Annotated in this window: 17 protein-coding genes and 1 pseudogene; 11 read left to right on the top strand and 7 right to left on the bottom strand. The window is 58.6% G+C overall.

What is annotated here, in order from left to right; translation table 11 throughout:
- Window positions 1–147 precede the first annotated feature (147 nt).
- The 5 genes and pseudogenes from HNQ72_RS09035 to hemB all read right to left on the bottom strand — a co-directional run.
- Window positions 148–246, bottom strand: a pseudogene (locus tag HNQ72_RS09035) (AbrB/MazE/SpoVT family DNA-binding domain-containing protein); the annotation flags it as partial.
- 16 nt (window positions 247–262) lie between these two features.
- Window positions 263–1,135: a DMT family transporter gene (locus tag HNQ72_RS09030; protein ID WP_183991777.1), complete on the bottom strand. Its 873-nt coding sequence runs from the start codon at window positions 1,133–1,135 to the stop codon at window positions 263–265.
- A gap of 9 nt (window positions 1,136–1,144) precedes the next feature.
- Window positions 1,145–1,915 carry an arginyltransferase gene (locus HNQ72_RS09025; protein ID WP_183991775.1) on the bottom strand — a complete coding sequence of 257 codons (771 nt, stop codon included), beginning with the start codon at window positions 1,913–1,915 and terminating at the stop codon, window positions 1,145–1,147.
- Between the two features lie 145 nt (window positions 1,916–2,060).
- Window positions 2,061–2,519, bottom strand: coding sequence for an RDD family protein (locus tag HNQ72_RS09020; protein WP_183991773.1), 459 nt, complete (start codon window positions 2,517–2,519; stop codon window positions 2,061–2,063).
- Between the two features lie 91 nt (window positions 2,520–2,610).
- Entirely contained in the window at window positions 2,611–3,621 is a 1,011-nt protein-coding gene (gene hemB, locus HNQ72_RS09015) for a porphobilinogen synthase (RefSeq protein WP_183991771.1), read from the bottom strand.
- Between the two features lie 124 nt (window positions 3,622–3,745).
- On the opposite strand from hemB, the gene HNQ72_RS09010 reads away from it, so the two are divergent.
- Together HNQ72_RS09010 and ldtR are read left to right on the top strand one after the other, a co-directional pair.
- Entirely contained in the window at window positions 3,746–4,189 is a 444-nt protein-coding gene (locus HNQ72_RS09010) for a DUF6163 family protein (protein WP_244654241.1), read from the top strand.
- A gap of 233 nt (window positions 4,190–4,422) precedes the next feature.
- On the top strand, window positions 4,423–4,935 hold the full coding sequence (gene ldtR / locus HNQ72_RS09005) for a transcriptional regulator LdtR (protein ID WP_148145573.1): 513 nt from the start codon (window positions 4,423–4,425) through the stop codon (window positions 4,933–4,935).
- 146 nt (window positions 4,936–5,081) lie between these two features.
- Here ldtR and HNQ72_RS09000 read toward each other — a convergent pair whose 3' ends face one another.
- Window positions 5,082–5,282: a hypothetical protein gene (locus HNQ72_RS09000; RefSeq protein ID WP_112510327.1), complete on the bottom strand. Its 201-nt coding sequence runs from the start codon at window positions 5,280–5,282 to the stop codon at window positions 5,082–5,084.
- Between the two features lie 520 nt (window positions 5,283–5,802).
- On the opposite strand from HNQ72_RS09000, the gene HNQ72_RS08995 reads away from it, so the two are divergent.
- The 5 genes from HNQ72_RS08995 to HNQ72_RS08975 all read left to right on the top strand — a co-directional run bounded on the left by HNQ72_RS08995 (window position 5,803) and on the right by HNQ72_RS08975 (window position 10,908).
- Entirely contained in the window at window positions 5,803–7,131 is a 1,329-nt protein-coding gene (locus tag HNQ72_RS08995; RefSeq protein ID WP_183991767.1) for a L,D-transpeptidase family protein, read from the top strand.
- A 287-nt stretch (window positions 7,132–7,418) separates the two neighbouring features.
- Complete coding sequence (gene glyA / locus HNQ72_RS08990) at window positions 7,419–8,708, top strand: serine hydroxymethyltransferase (RefSeq protein ID WP_210319554.1); 1,290 nt, start codon at window positions 7,419–7,421, stop codon at window positions 8,706–8,708.
- Window positions 8,709–8,717: 9 nt separating this feature from the next.
- On the top strand, window positions 8,718–9,209 hold the full coding sequence (gene nrdR / locus HNQ72_RS08985; protein WP_183991763.1) for a transcriptional regulator NrdR: 492 nt from the start codon (window positions 8,718–8,720) through the stop codon (window positions 9,207–9,209).
- A gap of 26 nt (window positions 9,210–9,235) precedes the next feature.
- On the top strand, window positions 9,236–10,294 hold the full coding sequence (ribD, locus tag HNQ72_RS08980; RefSeq protein WP_183993058.1) for a bifunctional diaminohydroxyphosphoribosylaminopyrimidine deaminase/5-amino-6-(5-phosphoribosylamino)uracil reductase RibD: 1,059 nt from the start codon (window positions 9,236–9,238) through the stop codon (window positions 10,292–10,294).
- A complete protein-coding gene (locus HNQ72_RS08975) occupies window positions 10,294–10,908 on the top strand; it encodes a riboflavin synthase (protein ID WP_183991761.1) in 615 nt (204 codons plus the stop codon). Before ribD ends, HNQ72_RS08975 begins: the two co-directional genes overlap by 1 nt.
- Before the next feature lie 12 nt (window positions 10,909–10,920).
- Here HNQ72_RS08975 and HNQ72_RS08970 read toward each other — a convergent pair whose 3' ends face one another.
- Complete coding sequence (locus HNQ72_RS08970) at window positions 10,921–12,075, bottom strand: HD domain-containing phosphohydrolase (protein ID WP_210319553.1); 1,155 nt, start codon at window positions 12,073–12,075, stop codon at window positions 10,921–10,923.
- Between the two features lie 288 nt (window positions 12,076–12,363).
- Here HNQ72_RS08970 and ribH point away from each other — a divergent pair, with 288 nt between their 5' ends.
- From ribH to HNQ72_RS08950, 4 genes are all read left to right on the top strand, one after another.
- The gene (gene ribH / locus HNQ72_RS08965) at window positions 12,364–12,825 is read left to right on the top strand and encodes a 6,7-dimethyl-8-ribityllumazine synthase (RefSeq protein ID WP_183991759.1); all 462 of its coding nucleotides are present in this window, start codon (window positions 12,364–12,366) and stop codon (window positions 12,823–12,825) included.
- The gene (gene nusB, locus HNQ72_RS08960) at window positions 12,825–13,298 is read left to right on the top strand and encodes a transcription antitermination factor NusB (RefSeq protein WP_183991757.1); all 474 of its coding nucleotides are present in this window, start codon (window positions 12,825–12,827) and stop codon (window positions 13,296–13,298) included. The genes ribH and nusB overlap by 1 nt, the downstream gene beginning before the upstream one ends.
- Window positions 13,299–13,312: 14 nt before the next feature.
- A complete protein-coding gene (locus HNQ72_RS08955; RefSeq protein WP_183991755.1) occupies window positions 13,313–14,536 on the top strand; it encodes an MFS transporter in 1,224 nt (407 codons plus the stop codon).
- Between the two features lie 188 nt (window positions 14,537–14,724).
- The gene (locus HNQ72_RS08950) at window positions 14,725–16,866 is read left to right on the top strand and encodes a sodium-translocating pyrophosphatase (RefSeq protein WP_183991753.1); all 2,142 of its coding nucleotides are present in this window, start codon (window positions 14,725–14,727) and stop codon (window positions 16,864–16,866) included.
- The last annotated feature ends 45 nt before the right edge of the window (window positions 16,867–16,911 follow it).

The raw sequence follows: 16,911 nt of genomic DNA, 5'->3' as shown, positions 1-16,911 counted from the left end.
GAGCACACCCGCGGCAACAATGGCAATCCTTTTGTTGCCATCGATAAAGGCAGATAGACACCGCCAACCTCTATAATATTCGTTGATCTGTTACTGTCGCGCGAAATCGCCTTCCATCGGTTTCAGCACCATTTGATCCGATTAACCACGGATCTCGACCTCATCTCCCGCCTTCAAGCCCAGCCGATCAAAGATCTCTTTGGGGATGATGACACCTTCGGAATTGCCGATCTTTCGAATGACCATCTGCCCGGCAAATTGCTCAGGAGAGACCCAGACGCTGGTTGCCGCGTCGCATCTGCCAGAGCGCGTGGCTGATCAGCGAAAGGATCAGGATCGCTCCGCCCAGCATCGTCCGTGCCTCCATCTCCTCGGCAAAAATCATCCAGACCCAGATCGGTGCGAGGACCGTTTCAAGCAGGTAGCACATGCCGACTTCAGCGCCGGTCAGGTATTTAGGACCGGTCGCCAGACACCAGAAGGCGACCGGCAGCATCACCAGCCCGTCGAGCAGGATCCAGAAAGGGGAGGGAACAGACATCAATCCACCCGGCTGCATCATCGCCAGACCGAAGACTGCGGGAATAATAGTTGCAGCAAGCGGCACCAGCCCCAGATCGACCCTTGTCTTACGGCCGATGGTGATCGCGCCTGCAAGCAGAAGCGTCGTTGCCAGGGCCAGCATATTGCCCAGTAACTCGCCTCCGGACAGGCCACCTGAGACGATGATCCCGACCCCGAGGATCATCGCGATCATGGTGATCCATGTCGATCTTGAAAGCTGTTCGCGCAGTAGTACCCAGCCGAAAAGTGCGGCGAACATCGGCGTGAAGGCGACGATGAAGACGACATTCGCCGTTGTTGTATTGAAGACGGCGCCAAGGAAGGTGATTGTCGAAAACCCATAGAAAAGACCGGCAAGCAGGCCGGCCTTTCCGGGGCGAAGTACGGGATTGCCCGGTTGAAGCCGGGAGAGCAGGGCCCAGATGAGAACGCCCAGCGCGAAAGTCGAAAGCGAGCGTAGCGCCAGTGTCTGCCAGAGTTCTCCGCCGCCCAGCCGCACCAGAGGCACGTCGAAAGAGAGCGCAATGCCTCCGGCGATGGTCAGAAAAAGTCCGCGGCGATGGTTGTTCATCAACGCCCGCTAGTCGTCGCTATCTGTTGCCGAAGGCAGAGACCGTTCCCAACCGCGCGCCATCAACTGTTCCTGCGGCTGATAGCGGGTCTTGTAGTCCATCTTGGGTGATCCCTTGACCCAGTAACCGAGATAGACATGCGGCAGGCCGAGCGAACGTGCGCGGTCGATGTGATCGAGGATCATGAAGGTCCCGAGCGAACGTTTTTCGTACTTCGGGTTGAAGAAGGAATAGACCATAGAAAGCCCGTCGCTCATCATGTCGGTGAGTGCGACGGCAATCAGCTCTCCCTGTGGCTGCTTGCTGAGACCGGATCCCGGTTCGCGGATCCGGTATTCGATCAGCCGCGTGTTGACATGCGTGTCTTCCACCATGATCGCATAATCGAGGGCGGACATGTCCGACATGCCGCCATGCTGGTGCCGGTCATCCAGATAGCGTCGGAACAGCGCGAACTGCTCGGTCGACGGTTGGGCCGGCTGGACGGTGGCGATCAGGTCGCGATTTGCCGACATGACGCGTTTCATCGAGCGTGTCGGCTCGAACTCACCGGCAAGTATGCGCACCGACACACAGGCGCGGCAGGCTTCGCAGGCCGGTCGATAGGCGATATTCTGGGAGCGACGGAAACCGCCCTGGGTCAGGAGATCGTTCATCTCCGCCGCACGGGGGCCGACGAGGTGGGTGAACACCTTGCGTTCCATTTCACCCGGAAGATAAGGACAAACTGCCGGAGCCGTCAGATAAAACTGCGGGGAAGGCGTTGTCTGGGTATTCATGGATGTATGGCCGATCCCGTCATGGAGTGAGAAATGTCATACCATGGCGCATAAATGGAAAACGTCAACCATGCGCTTTTCGGGGCTTGGTTTTAAGCACGGCCAATCACCAAAATCGAATAGCTGGCCGTGCTTGGAGCAGTGGTCAGGATGCCCTGACGATAACCGTGCCGAGCAGCATGTCATGCACCAAACGTGACCTTTCGGTGAACAGGCCGACAAGCAGGATGAGCGGCGTGAGGATCGAGTTGATCAGCCAGAACAGCACTGTGTGGACCATCGCTGTCATGAAATCCAATCGCCGACCATCGGTTCGCATCAGCGTAATACCCATGGCGCGCATGCCGGGTGAGGCTTGCGACGGGCCGCCCAGCGTCATGCCGAAATAAAGAAGCGCCACGATCACAAACAGCGCCGGATAAAGCATGAAGCCGAGGCCGAGCGTGATGATGCCGAGAAAAAAGACGATCACCGCCGCCGGAATGCAGAGCAGTAGCACGATCAGATAGTCGAGAATGAAGGCGAACACCCGGCGTGAAAGAACGCCGCTATAGGCGCGCCAGTCCTGCGGTGCGGCATAAGTCGGGTTCGGGTCGAGGCTCATTGATAACCGGTCTCCTGTTTCTCCCCAATCATATGGGGAGAGATTGCAACCTTAGCAAGTCTCGGCCAGGTCCTGACGCGCGCGTGCAGCATCAGCCCTTTGCCAGCTTCTTGGCAACGTCGACGGCGAAATAGGTGAGGATACCGTCGCAGCCCGCGCGCTTGAAACAGAGAAGCGTTTCCATCATCACTCGGTCGCCATCGATCCAGCCGTTCATCGCGGCCGCCTTGATCTGCGCGTATTCGCCCGAGACCTGATAGGCATAGGTCGGAAGGCCGAAAGCCTCCTTCACGCGCCAACAGATATCGAGATAGGGAAGGCCGGGCTTGATCATCATCATGTCGGCGCCTTCTTCGACGTCGAGGGCAGCATCACGCAGCGCTTCGGTGCCGTTGGCAGGAGAGATGTAATAGCTGTTCTTGTCGCCCTTCAGCAGGCCCCCGGTATTGATCGCCTCGCGGTAGGGACCGTAAAATCCGGACGAGAACTTCGTCGCATAGGACATGATGCCGACATCCTGATGGCCTGCCGCATCCAGGCCGCGGCGGATGGCGCCGATGCGGCCGTCCATCATTTCCGACGGTGCGATGATGTCGGCGCCCGCATCCGCCTGCATCACGGCGGCCTTCACCACATGATCAACGGTCTCGTCGTTGACGATGATGCCTTCGCGCAGGATGCCGTCATGGCCATGGCTGGTGAACGGGTCGAGCGCCACATCGGTGATCAGGCCGATATTAGGCACGGCCTTCTTGGTCTCGCGAATGAACCTGTTCATCAGATTGTTGGCGTCGAGAATGTGCGAACCGGTCGGGTCGCGCAGTTCCATCTCGATGTCCGGGAAGGGCGCGATTGCCGGAATGCCGAGATCGGCCGCTTCTTTCACCGCTTCCACTGCCTTGTCGACGCTCATCCGGTTGACACCCGGCATGGCCGCCAGCGGCTCGGAAATGCCGGTGCCGTGGGTAATGAAGATCGGCCAGATCAGGTCGTCGACCGTCAGCCGGTTTTCCTGCACCATGCGGCGGACCCAGTCTGCCTTGCGATTGCGCCGCATCCTGCGGTGCCCGGTGATCTCGTCGACGAGATGCGTCTTATCCATGACGGTGTCTCCGTTATTTTTGTTGGCCGGTCCTTAGCATGCGACAAGTTGTTTATGAATGGTCAGGATCAAGCATTGCTGCCATGCGTGTGGCTGGCGGCTGGCCTGATGCGCCTATATATCGATGTCCATGGAACCTGATTCACCCACGACGCCACGGCGCACGCTGACCGAGCTCCTGTTCGTCTTCTTCATGAGGATGATTGCCGCCACCTGTTTCTGGTTCGGCATGCAATATTGGGCGATGCTCGTCGGGTATTCGCTCGAAGGCCGAGCTCGTTTCGATCTGCTGGACTTGCCTTGGCGAGTTACCGCTCCGGCACTTGCTGTTCTTTTCCCGGTTGCTTCTCTTGGTTTGTGGCTTGCCGTATCCTGGGGCGCGGTCTTGTGGACAATGGCGGCTATCATCCAAATTCTAATGTATGTCGTTTGGCCCGAAATTTTCGGCGAGAACCATCTCGTCCCGCTTCTGAACGTTCTCGTGGCAAGCCTTTATGTCGTATTTCGTCTCGCATTATGGCTGGAAGGCAGGCGCAAAGAGGAGAAGGTAAGGATTGATTCACCTTGATCCTAAAGGCATTTAGCTCGAATTTTAGCGATTTTTCCGAGCTAAGATGTTGATTTTTATAGGCAGAAAAAGCGAGAGGAAGGTCTTCGCCACAGTGCCGACAAAATCCGAAAATGCCGGTAGGCTTTTGTTAATCAAGTGTTTTAAGTCGAATTTTATGCGCATTCGATAGGGTCTGTCTCAAGGCGGGAACAAACAAACACACCGCCAAACAAAACAGTGAGGCAGTTATGATGAACACGAAGCTCAAGCCGCAGGCACCGGCAGTCGCAGATCCGCACGAAGATACGATCCGTGGACTTTACATGGAATCGCTGCATCTGGTGGAACGTCTCCACCGCCGTCTCCTCGACGTCATCAAGGACGAGTTCGACCGTCAGGGTCGCGATGATGTCAACGCCGTCCAGGCACTCCTTCTTTTCAACATCGGCAATTCGGAACTGACAGCCGGTGAACTCCGCTCCCGCGGCTACTATCTCGGCTCCAACGTTTCCTACAACGTCAAGAAGCTGGTCGATCTGGGCTTCATCAACCATGCCCGTTCGCGCATCGACCGTCGCTCGGTTCGCATCAGCCTGACGCCGGCCGGCCAGGAAATCGCCGAAACCGTCGCAAAGCTCTACGAACGCCACATCGGCTCGATCGAAAAGGTCGGCGGTATCGGCGAAGGCGAATTCTCCCAGATGAATCGTCTTCTGCAGCGCCTCGATCGCTTCTGGAACGACTCGATCGCTTACCGGATGTAATCGGACCGGAACTGCGATCTGCCTTTAAACCACTAAGGGCTTGGCGTTCCACATTGCCTCCAGTCATGCGGTGACGCACAAAAGCAAAACGGAGCGTAAGGCCTACGCTCCGTTTTGCTCGTTTTGTATCCGGAAATGGTGTAGAATCAGCCGCCGATGGCCTTGATACGGGTCAGGTCCACAATCACCTCCTGCCAGCCTGTCGGACGATATCCGCGGACTTTGTCAGGCCATTCACAAATGCCGTCTTCGTTGACGTAACCGACCCACTGAGCGCTCTCAAGATGATCGAACAATAGAAAGACCAGCTTGTTTGGAATGAGAGTGTTTATCGGTTTCCACTGCATTTAATTTCTCCACCCCTATATTTATAAGTCATAGAATTTATTGCTGTCGCCTTGCTTGAAACTGGCGCTTTGTTGGGAAGTTGCGTTCTCGGACGATTGCTCGCGCCGAGGGTGATTCTTCAATGGTCGCCTGTTTTGCGGAAAGCGATAAAAAGGGCAAGACTGTAAAATGAAGGCGCACGCTTGATGCTCCCGTGCCGGGGTGCCTTCTGGCTACGACGAATTTCGTTGCCAAACGAAGATCCGGCCAGCTGTCAGCCACATGCGCCAAACCGAAGTGTGAATTTTATGCCTGGGATACGGCAGAAAAGTCACAGCGCAACACAGGCTTGTGACCCTTCGCCTGGTGACACGAATTGGCCATATTGCTATGGGACCGGGCATGTTCAAGCAATCGGTAAAAAGGGGCTTTGCCGATTGAGGCAGAGCGGGCCGAAAAGGGCACCTGCTTGGCTTTTGCGCCTTTTTAACCATATCCCTGTAGCGCTGTTCTGTTGACCGGGATCAGATGGATTGAATGATGTCGAAGAAAATCGGACTTGAAGTTTTGTCTCGCCGCGCGCTGCTGCGTTCTGCTGTTTCGGCGGGTGCCGCGGCATTGGCCGCACCGGCGCTTGCACAGAGCCCGATTGATTCACTCATCAATGCCCCGCGGCGCGGCAGTTGGGACGATCAGTTCGATGCGCGGGGCTCGCGCACTGCTGTTGGTGTTGTCTCGAACAACCCGATCCTGGGCACCGAAGGTCCTGCCAATATCCAGCAGGCAATTTACACCTACCAGTCGATCGTTTCCAACGGCGGCTGGCCGGAAGTGCGTCCGTCGACCCGCCTGCAGCTCGGCGTCGCCGATTCTAGCGTTCAGCAGCTTCGCCAGCGCCTCACCATTTCCGGAGACCTTGACGAGGGTGCCGGCATGTCGACGGCTTTCGACAGCTATGTCGATGGCGCCGTGAAACGTTTCCAGGCTCGGCACGGTCTCCCGGCAGATGGTGTACTTGGCGAATTCACTGTGAAGGCGCTCAACGTTCCGGCACAGACGCGACTGATGCAGTTGCAGACCAACCTCGTGCGGCTTCAGTCCATGTCAGGTGATCTCGGTCAGCGTTATCTCATGGTCAATATCCCGGCCATGTATATAGAGGCCGTAGAGAACGACCGTGTCGCCCTGCGCACTAATGCCGTTGTTGGCCGTATCGACCGTCCGACCCATGCGATCAACTCCAAGATCTATGAAGTAATTCTCAATCCGTACTGGACGGCACCTCGCTCGATCGTCGAGAAAGATATTGTCCCGTTGATGCGCAAGGATCCGACCTACCTGACCCGCAACCAGATTCGACTGTTCGACGGTCGTGGTCAGGAAGTGGCGCCGGAAACCGTAGATTGGAACGCAACTAAGGCACCAAACCTGATGTTCCGTCAGGATCCAGGCAAGATCAACGCCATGGCTTCGACCAAGATCAACTTCCACAACCCGAACAACGAATATCTGCATGATACGCCGCAGCAGGGCCTGTTCAACAAGCTGATGCGTTTCGAATCCTCCGGTTGCATGCGCGTCCAGAACGTTCGCGACATGATCACCTGGCTGCTGCGTGATACGCCAGGTTGGTCGCGTCAGGAGATCGAACGCGTCATCTCGACCCGGCAGAACAATCCGATCAAGCTCGCCCAGGAAGTGCCTGTCTATATCGTCTACATCACCGCATGGTCGGCGAAGGACCGTGTCGTCCAGTTCCGCGACGATATCTACCAGAAGGATGGCAATCAGGAACTGGCGCTCCAGACGACCACCGGCATTGAACAGCGCCAAGGGGCGCTCACTGAAAGTGACCTGCTGCCGCAATAAACTGGCGGTAATATCTTGATGAAAGGCCGGGTCGTGTTGCCCGGCCTTTTTCCGTTGATACCGATCGCAGCAACGAATTCGACGGCTCAGTTTTCCTATTGTTTGCAGTTTAGGCGAGGCTGATCAGTTTCTCGGGCTTAAAGCCTGAATGAATTGAAAAGAGGCGGGATACAGTATCTCTGATACCGCGGCAGAGCGCGCAAATGTCGCTCTTTGTCTTGCCCTTCAACGGGCAGAGCGCTAAGACGCCTCACACCGCTTTCTTACCTCTCCCAGGAGCCTTGCTCATGTCGAATACCGAAGCATTCTTCTCCCGCCCGCTCGCCGAAACCGACCCGGAAATCTTTGGCGCGATCGAGAGGGAACTCGGTCGTCAGCGCCACGAGATCGAGCTGATTGCATCTGAAAACATCGTCTCGCGCGCCGTGCTCGAAGCCCAGGGCTCGATCATGACCAACAAGTATGCCGAAGGTTATCCGGGCAAGCGTTATTATGGCGGCTGCCAGTTCGTCGATATCGCCGAAGAGCTTGCAATCGAGCGCGCCAAGAAGCTGTTCGGCGTCAACTTCGCCAACGTCCAGCCGAACTCGGGTTCGCAGATGAACCAGGCCGTCTTCCTCGCGCTCTTGCAGCCGGGCGACACGTTCATGGGTCTCGACCTGAATTCCGGGGGACACCTGACCCACGGTTCGCCGGTCAACATGTCCGGCAAGTGGTTCAACGTCGTCTCCTACGGTGTGCGTGAAGACGACAACCTGCTCGACATGGACGACGTTGCCAAGAAGGCGCGCGAACACAAGCCCAAGCTGATCATCGCCGGCGGCACCGCTTATTCCCGCATCTGGGACTGGAAGCGTTTCCGCGAGATCGCTGACGAAGTCGGCGCTTATCTTATGGTCGACATGGCGCATATCGCCGGTCTCGTTGCCGGTGGTCAGCATCCGTCGCCGTTCCCGCATTGCCACGTTGCCACGACCACGACCCACAAGTCGCTGCGTGGCCCGCGCGGTGGCGTGATCCTGACGAACGACGAGGATCTGGCCAAGAAGTTCAACTCGGCCGTATTCCCCGGTCTGCAGGGCGGTCCGCTGATGCACATCATCGCCGCCAAGGCCGTTGCCTTCGGTGAAGCGCTGCAGCCGGAATTCAAGGATTACGCAGCCCAGATCGTCAAGAACGCCAAGGCTCTCTCGGAAACGCTGGTTGCCGGCGGTCTCGACATCGTCTCGGGCGGTACCGACAACCACCTGATGCTGGTCGATCTGCGCAAGAAGAACGCCACCGGCAAGCGCGCCGAGGCTGCCCTTGGCCGCGGTTACATCACCTGCAACAAGAACGGCATTCCGTTCGACCCTGAAAAGCCCTTCGTCACTTCGGGCGTTCGTCTCGGCACGCCGGCCGGCACGACCCGCGGTTTCAAGGAGGCCGAGTTCAAGGAAATCGGTAACCTCATCGTCGAGGTTCTCGACGGTCTGAAGACTGCCAATTCCGATGAAGGCAATGCTGCCGTGGAAGCTGCAGTTCGCGAAAAGGTCGTCGCACTGACCGACCGTTTCCCGATGTACCCCTACCTGTAAGGAGAGCCGATGCGCTGCCCTTTCTGCGGCTCTGAAGACACTCAGGTCAAGGATAGCCGTCCGGCGGAGGATTTCACCTCCATCCGCCGGCGTCGCATCTGCCCGGATTGCGGCGGTCGTTTCACCACCTTCGAACGCGTCCAGCTGCGCGAACTGATGGTGCTGAAGAAGACCGGCCGCAAGGCACCTTTCGACCGCAACAAGCTTGTGCGTTCCTTCCAGATTGCGCTTCGCAAGCGGCCGGTGGATGCCGATCGCATCGAACGTGCCGTATCCGGTATCGTTCGCCGGCTGGAAAGCTCGGGTGAGGCGGAAATCTCATCCGAGCAGATCGGTCTGCAGGTGCTCGAGGCCCTGAAAAGCCTCGATGACGTTGCCTTCGTTCGTTACGCCTCGGTTTACCGCGACTTCTCCCACGCGGAAGATTTCGAGAAGGTGATCGAGGAGATCAACGCCAAGCTTGCCCGAGATCCGGGGTTGGAATCCGGAGAGGGCTCTTGACGAGTGCTGCCGACGACGGTCGCTTCATGGCAGCCGCCTTGCGGCTGTCGCGATGGCATGCCGGTCTGACGGCAACCAATCCTTCCGTCGGTTGCATCGTCGTCAAGGACGGTGAGATCGTCGGACAGGCCGTGACCGCCGTTGGCGGTCGCCCCCATGCGGAAACGCAGGCGCTGGCCGTTGCCGGCGAGCGGGCGAGGGGGGCAACGGCCTACGTTACGCTCGAACCCTGTTCGCACTACGGCCGCACGCCGCCCTGTGCCAACGCCCTGGTTGCTGCAGGCGTGGCCCGTGTCGTCGTTTGCCTCAATGATCCTGACCCTCGGGTTTCCGGTCGCGGTTTCGGAATCCTGCGCGAAGCCGGTATCGTCGTTGAGACCGGTCTGCTGCAGGACGAGGGGCGTCGCGTGCTTTCGGCCTACCTCTCGCGTCAGACGAGGGGATTGCCCTATGTGACTCTTAAGCTTGCGGTTTCTGCTGACGGCATGCTCGGCCGACGTGGCGAGGAACTGCTGATCACCGGCCCGCAGTCACGCGCCCAGGTGCATATGATGCGTGCGGAAAACGACGCCATTCTTGTCGGCATCGGTACCGCGCTGGTTGACGATCCCGAACTAACGGTTCGCCTGCCGGGACTGGAAAGCCGCTCGCCATTGAGGATCGTTCTCGATCGTCGTCTGGAACTGCCGCTGTCGTCCAAGCTGGTTAAATCAACCGGCACGGTTCCGGTCGTCGCCGTCACAGATCCCTTCTGCGAGACGCATCCGTCGAACGAGGAGCGCCTGCGCGCGCTGATGTCCGCAGGTGTCGAGGTTCTGCAGGCGGCCAATCTGCGCGACCTTCTGGCCAATCTCGCTACACGCGGAATTTCCTCACTTATGGTCGAGGGTGGAGCAAGGGTCGGTCGTAGCTTCCTCGATGCCGGCCTGGTCGATCGCCTCGTTCTTGCTCAGTCCGAGCTTGTTGTCGGTGCGGGCGGGATTGAATCGCCGGCGACGCCTTCCGATATTCCGGCAGGATTTCAGTGCGTGCGGCAGGAGCGTTTCGGCGCCGACCGCAGCTTCGAATATGAAAGAGGCCTTTGATGTTTACGGGTATTGTCACCGATATCGGCACGGTTTCCGAGCTGACCGCTCTGGATGAAGGCGTGAAGCTGCGCATCTCCACCAATTACGACCCGAAGACCATCGATATGGGCGCTTCGATCGCCCATGGGGGAGTCTGCCTGACGGTGACCACGCTTCCTGAAGACGGCAGCAACGAACGCTGGTTCGAAGTCGAGGCCTGGGAAGAAGCGCTGCGCCTGACGACGATCTCATCGTGGACCAAAGGCACGCGGATCAATCTCGAGCGGGCGCTGAAGATCGGCGACGAGCTCGGCGGCCACATCGTTTCCGGTCATGTTGATGGCAAGGCCGAGATCCTTGCGGTCGAAGCGGAAGGCGAGGCGGTTCGCATCACCTTGCGCGCGCCGGAAGATCTCGCACGTTTCGTCGCGCCCAAGGGTTCCATCGCCCTTGATGGCACATCGCTGACCGTCAATGCGGTCAACGGCACCGATTTCGATATCCTGCTGATCCGCCATACACTTGCCGTAACCACCTGGGGTGACCGCAAGCCCGGCGATTTCGTCAATTTCGAAGTGGATACGATGGCGCGCTATGCGGCCCGCCTGGCGGAGTTTCCGGCCAAGGCCTGAGGTCTTTCAGCTTCAAATCGGTTGTGAGAACTGGCGATGGATTTCCGCAAACTGCGGGGCAACATCGCCGAATGCCGCAACAACGGCCGGATCGAAATGCTTGCCGCTTTCGCCGGTGATGATGGTAACGGCATCGTTGTGGCTCATCGCGGGTTTGTAGACCCGTTCTGACACCAGCGCATCATAGACGTCCGCGACAGCCATTATCCGGCCTGCAAGCGGAATGTCTTCTCCCTTCAGCCCGCGCGGATAACCGGTTCCATCCCATTTTTCATGATGGCAATGGGCGATTTCCTTGGCGAGGCTGAGAAACGGGTTGCTCGAGCCGATATAACGCTCGGCTGTGGCGATCGCCGTGCGGCCGAGATCGGCATGGGTCTTCATGATGTCGTATTCCGCCCGGTCGAGCCGGCCCGGCTTCTGCAGGATGCGGTCAGGAATACCGACCTTGCCGATATCGTGAAGCGGAGCCGACTTGTAGAGCAAGTCGACGAATTCTTCATCGAGTCCCGTCGTTTCCGGTTCGCGCCGGTTGAGCGCCTCGGCAAGCACGCGCACATAATGTTGCGTGCGACGGATATGGTCGCCCGTCTCGTGGTCGCGTGTTTCGGCAAGTGATGCCATGGCGAGGATCATCGCATCGCGGGCGCGTGCCGCTTCGTCGCGCGCTTCGGCAAGTGAATTGGTCAGTGCCACATTGGCCATCGCCACCGCCGCCGTATTGGCAATACGCTGCAAGCTGTAGACGCTGTCGTCCGACGGCGTGCCGACGGTTGACCAGTAGGCTCCAATCGCGCCAAGCGGATCGTCGGGTCGCAATGGCACCATGGCGAGGCTTTTGACAAAAGTCGGGCGGTAGGCATCCTGCGGAATACGCGGGTCCTTGGTGATGTCATCTATGACGACCACTTGCGAATGCTGCATCGCCCAGCCGGAAATGCAGGCCTCCATAGGGAAACGTTGTCCTTTCCACAGCGGCTGGATGGCGTCTTCGTCGACATAATAGCATTCATTCTTGTCACGCAGGATGAAGGCGAGACCATCGGCGCCGATCAGTCGGCGCGCGGATTGCCTGACCACGGTCATGATCTCTTCCAGACCGCGGGCCATCGATATCTTCAGCAGCAGGTCGTCCATCTCATCCATCTGGAAACGGTGCTTGTCCATTATTCACCTGCATCTATGCGTCGAATAATAGATGTCTAATAAAACGAAGGTGGCAAGAGTGATACGCTTTGTTTCTGTAGTTTAACAGATAATTAATTACTGGCTATGGAGATGATCCGGACCGGGATTGATAAAGTATTGTGGAGCGTCTTGAGACGATCCTATTCCCGGCATGCAGGCCTCGTTCCCGCAAAATCGCTTGCCAAGTGCCTCCGGGCGTGTTTTGACCGCGCCCATGCTAGAAGTCCGCCACTTGCCGGACCGAATACACGTATCTTAAGGTGATCCATGTCGCTCGAAACCGCTCCACACATCCTGATCGTAGAGGCTCGCTTCTATGATGATATGGCTGATGCCCTGCTCGACGGTGCAACCTCGGCGCTCAAGGAGGCGGGAGCGACCTTTGACGTGATTACCGTTCCCGGTGCGCTGGAAATTCCGCCGACGATCGCCATGGCGCTCGACGCTTCCGAAAATGGCGGCACCGAATATGACGGTTTCGTCGCCCTCGGCATGGTCATCCGCGGCGAGACCTATCACTTCGATATCGTTTCCAACGAATCCTCGCGCGCATTGATGGATCTTGCTGTGTCGGAATCGCTTGCGATCGGCAACGGCATCATGACCGTTGAGAACGACGATCAGGCCTGGGCGCGCGCGCGCCGCTCGGACAAGGACAAGGGCGGCTTTGCAGCCCGTGCGACGCTGACCATGATTGCCGTGCGCGAAAAGCTGAACGGTGCACGCTGATGTCTAACGAAGAAAAACAGGTCAAACCGGTCAACCAGCGCGGTGCAGCCCGCCTCGCAGCCGTGCAGGCGCTTTACCAGATGGATATCGGCGGCACAGGCGTGCTTGAGGTCGTGGCCGAGTATGAGGCCCATCGCCTCGGCCAGGAACTCGACGGCGACACCTATCTGAAGGCCGACCCGTCCTGGTTCCGCTCGATCGTTTCGGGCGTCGTACGCGACCAGACCAAGATCGACCCGATCGTTCGCTCCTCGCTGCAGGAAGACTGGCCGCTCTCGCGTCTCGATTCGACGCTCCGCGCCATCCTGCGCGCCGGCACATTTGAAATCCTCGAGCGCAAGGACGTTCCGGTTCCGGTCATCGTCACCGAATATGTCGAGATCGCACGCGCCTTCTTTGAGGAAGACGAGCCGCGCATCGTCAATGCGGTTCTCGACCGTATCGCCAAACAGGTCCGTAGCGACAAGAAATAACAGGCGGGCAGAAAATGGATGGCGTGGTGGACGGTCTTCAGACGCAAGTGCGCGCCGCCCGCCGCAATGTCACATTGCTTGCCACTAGCCAGGCGATCCTCGGTTCGGCAGCGCCTCTGTCGATCGCCATCGGCTCGCTTGCCGGATATCAGTTGCTCGGCGACGACAAATCGCTCGCCACAGCCCCCATCACCGCCTTCAATGTCGGAACGGCCTGCGGTGCAGTCGTCATCGCCATTCTGTCGCGTTTTCTCGGTCGCCGTGAAGCCTTCATGGCCGGTTGCCTGATCGGGGCTGCCGGCGGTGCTTTCGCCGCGATCGCACTTTTTCGCGAGAGCTTCTGGCTCTTCGCCCTGGCGCTTCTGTTCATCGGCACGTCCTCCGGCTTTACCCAAAAAATCCGTTTCGCCGCCGCAGACGCTTCGCCGTCCTCCTACAAGCCCAAGGCAATCTCCTGGATCCTCGGTGCGGGCATCGTCTCGGCGATTTTAGGTCCGCAGATCGTCATCTGGGCAAAGGACCTGTTTGCCCCGGTGACTTTTGCGGGAGCTTTCATCGCGCTCATTCCGATTTGCCTGGCGGGGATCGGCATATTCTCCTTCCTCAAGCTTCCGCAGACGAAGACGGCCACCCAGAGCTTGGAGCCGGCACGACCTCTGAAAGAGATCGTGCTGACGCAGCGCTTTCTCACCGGCATGATCTGCGGCATCTGCATCTATGCACTGATGACCTTCGTCATGACCGGAGCGCCGCTTGCCATGGTGATCGGTTGCGGTTTCCCGCCTGAAATGGCGACTTTGGGTATCCAGTGGCATGTGCTCGCCATGTTCGGGCCGAGCTTCATCACCGGCTCGCTTATCTCCCGGTTCGGTGCGGAGAAGGTCGTTGCAATCGGCATTTTCGTGATGATGGCGTGTGCCGTCGTCGCGCATCTCGGCATCGAGCTGTGGAATTTCTGGGGCGCACTCGTCCTGCTCGGCATCGGCTGGAATTTCGGCTTTATCGGGTCGACCGCAATCGTCGCATCCAGCTATCGGCCGCATGAAGCCGACAAGGTTCAGGGTTTTCACGATATCGTGCTGTTCGGCACGGTGGCGCTGTCCTCCTTCTCCTCCGGCAAGGTGTTCGTCACCTGGGGTTGGTCCTTCATCAACATGGTCATCTGGCCGGTTGCCGTGATCTGCCTGCTGTTGATCGCGGCCCTGCTGTTCAGGCGTTCGTCGGCGAAGTCGTTGTAAGGCGAGTATTAACTCATATTACAACCTGCGTCCATTTGAGCCCTTGCCCGGGCGGGGCTTGACGTCATTTCATCTCCACCGCAATCTCGCTTCGCATGGCGGAAACGCTTCCTTGGGAGGGGAGAGCATCCGCAGGGAAATGCGCAGCCGGGATTTTTCGTCCCGGCGATCAGGGAGAGGAAAATAGTATGACAGTCATTTTGGGTGTGATCGTCTGCGGTCTGCTGTCGATCATCTATGCCGTGTGGGCGACGCGTTCCGTACTTGCCGCCGACCAGGGCAATGAACGCATGCAGGAAATTGCCGGCTACATTCGTGAGGGGGCTCAAGCCTACCTGACACGCCAGTATATGACGATTGCCGCCGTAGGCGTTGTCGTTGCCATTCTTGCATGGCTGCTTCTGTCCGGCACGGCTGCCTTGGGCTTTATAATCGGCGCGGTTCTGTCCGGCGCTGCAGGTTTTATTGGCATGCATGTTTCTGTCCGGGCCAATGTCCGCACGGCGCAGGCGTCTTCCCATAGCCTTGCTGCGGGGCTTGATATCGCCTTCAAGTCGGGTGCAATCACCGGCATGCTGGTTGCCGGTCTCGCACTTCTCGGTGTGTCGATCTACTACTGGGTGCTGACCTCCGGTCTCGGGCATGCAAGCAGCTCGCGTGAGGTCATCGACGCGCTAGTCGCGCTCGGCTTCGGCGCTTCGCTTATCTCGATCTTCGCTCGTCTCGGCGGTGGCATCTTCACCAAGGGTGCGGATGTCGGTGGGGACCTCGTCGGCAAGGTAGAGGCCGGCATTCCCGAAGACGACCCGCGCAACCCGGCAACGATTGCCGATAACGTCGGCGACAATGTAGGCGATTGCGCCGGCATGGCAGCTGACCTGTTCGAAACCTATGCGGTCTCCGTGGTTGCAACCATGGTGCTTGCGGCAATCTTCTTTGCCGGCGCTCCGGTGCTCGAATCGGCAATGCTCTATCCGCTGGCGATCTGCGGCGTCTGCATCGTCACGTCGATCATCGGTACCTTCTTCGTCAAGCTCGGCAGCAACGGCTCGATCATGGGGGCTCTCTACAAGGGCCTGATCGCAACCGGCGTGCTTTCCATCCTTGGTCTCGCAGTCGCCACGTCGATGACGGTCGGTTGGGGTGTGATCGGCACCGTCGCCGGCAAGGAAATTACCGGCACCAGCCTCTTCGTCTGCGGTCTTGTCGGCCTTGTCGTCACTGCGCTGATCGTCGTCATCACCGAATATTACACAGGCACCAACAAACGCCCGGTCAATTCGATTGCCCAGGCTTCGGTCACCGGTCACGGCACCAACGTTATCCAGGGGCTTGCCGTTTCGCTCGAATCGACGGCGCTTCCGGCAATCGTCATCGTCGGCGGCATCATTGCCACCTATCAGTTGGGTGGTCTCTTCGGCACGGGTATTGCCGTGACCGCCATGCTCGGCCTTGCCGGCATGATCGTCGCGCTCGACGCCTTCGGCCCGGTCACCGACAATGCCGGCGGTATCGCCGAGATGTCTCATCTGCCGCCGGAAGTGCGCAAGTCGACCGATGCGCTCGATGCCGTTGGCAATACGACCAAGGCGGTCACCAAGGGCTACGCCATCGGTTCCGCCGGTCTTGGTGCACTCGTATTGTTCGCCGCCTATTCCAACGACCTGCAGTATTTTGCCGCCAATCCGCAGCAATATCCTTACTTCGAAGGGGTCGGGGCGATCTCGTTCAGCCTTGCGAACCCCTATGTTGTCGCAGGTCTGATCTTCGGCGGCCTCATTCCCTATCTCTTCGGTGGCATTGCCATGACCGCCGTGGGCAAGGCGGCCGGCTCTATCGTCGAGGAGGTTCGTCGCCAATTCCGCGACAAGCCGGGCATCATGCAGGGCACCGATCGGCCGGATTACGGTCGTGCAGTCGATATCCTCACGCGTGCGGCTATCCGCGAGATGATCATTCCGTCGCTGCTGCCGGTCCTGGCCCCCATCGTGGTCTATTTCGGGGTTCTTCTGATCTCCGGCGGCGACAAGGCCTCGGCTTTTGCAGCGCTCGGAGCCTCGCTTCTCGGCGTGATCGTCAATGGTCTCTTCGTCGCCATCTCGATGACATCGGGCGGCGGTGCGTGGGACAACGCCAAGAAGAGCTTCGAGGACGGTTTCGTCGACAAGGATGGTCAGCGCCACCTGAAAGGTTCCGACGCCCACAAGGCTTCGGTCACGGGCGATACTGTTGGTGATCCCTACAAGGATACGGCAGGCCCGGCTGTGAACCCGGCGATTAAGATCACCAATATCGTGGCCCTGCTGCTGCTGGCGATCCTCGCGGGATGAACTGCCTGCCACCTCATCTGATGCAAAGAAGCCCGCGGAGCGATC

This window comes from Aliirhizobium wenxiniae (genome assembly GCF_014201355.1).
In the GTDB taxonomy this organism is placed as follows: Bacteria; Pseudomonadota; Alphaproteobacteria; order Rhizobiales; family Rhizobiaceae; genus Neorhizobium; species Neorhizobium wenxiniae.
The sequence above is the reverse complement of the archived record's forward strand: the minus strand, read 5'-3'. Positions and strand labels throughout refer to the sequence as shown.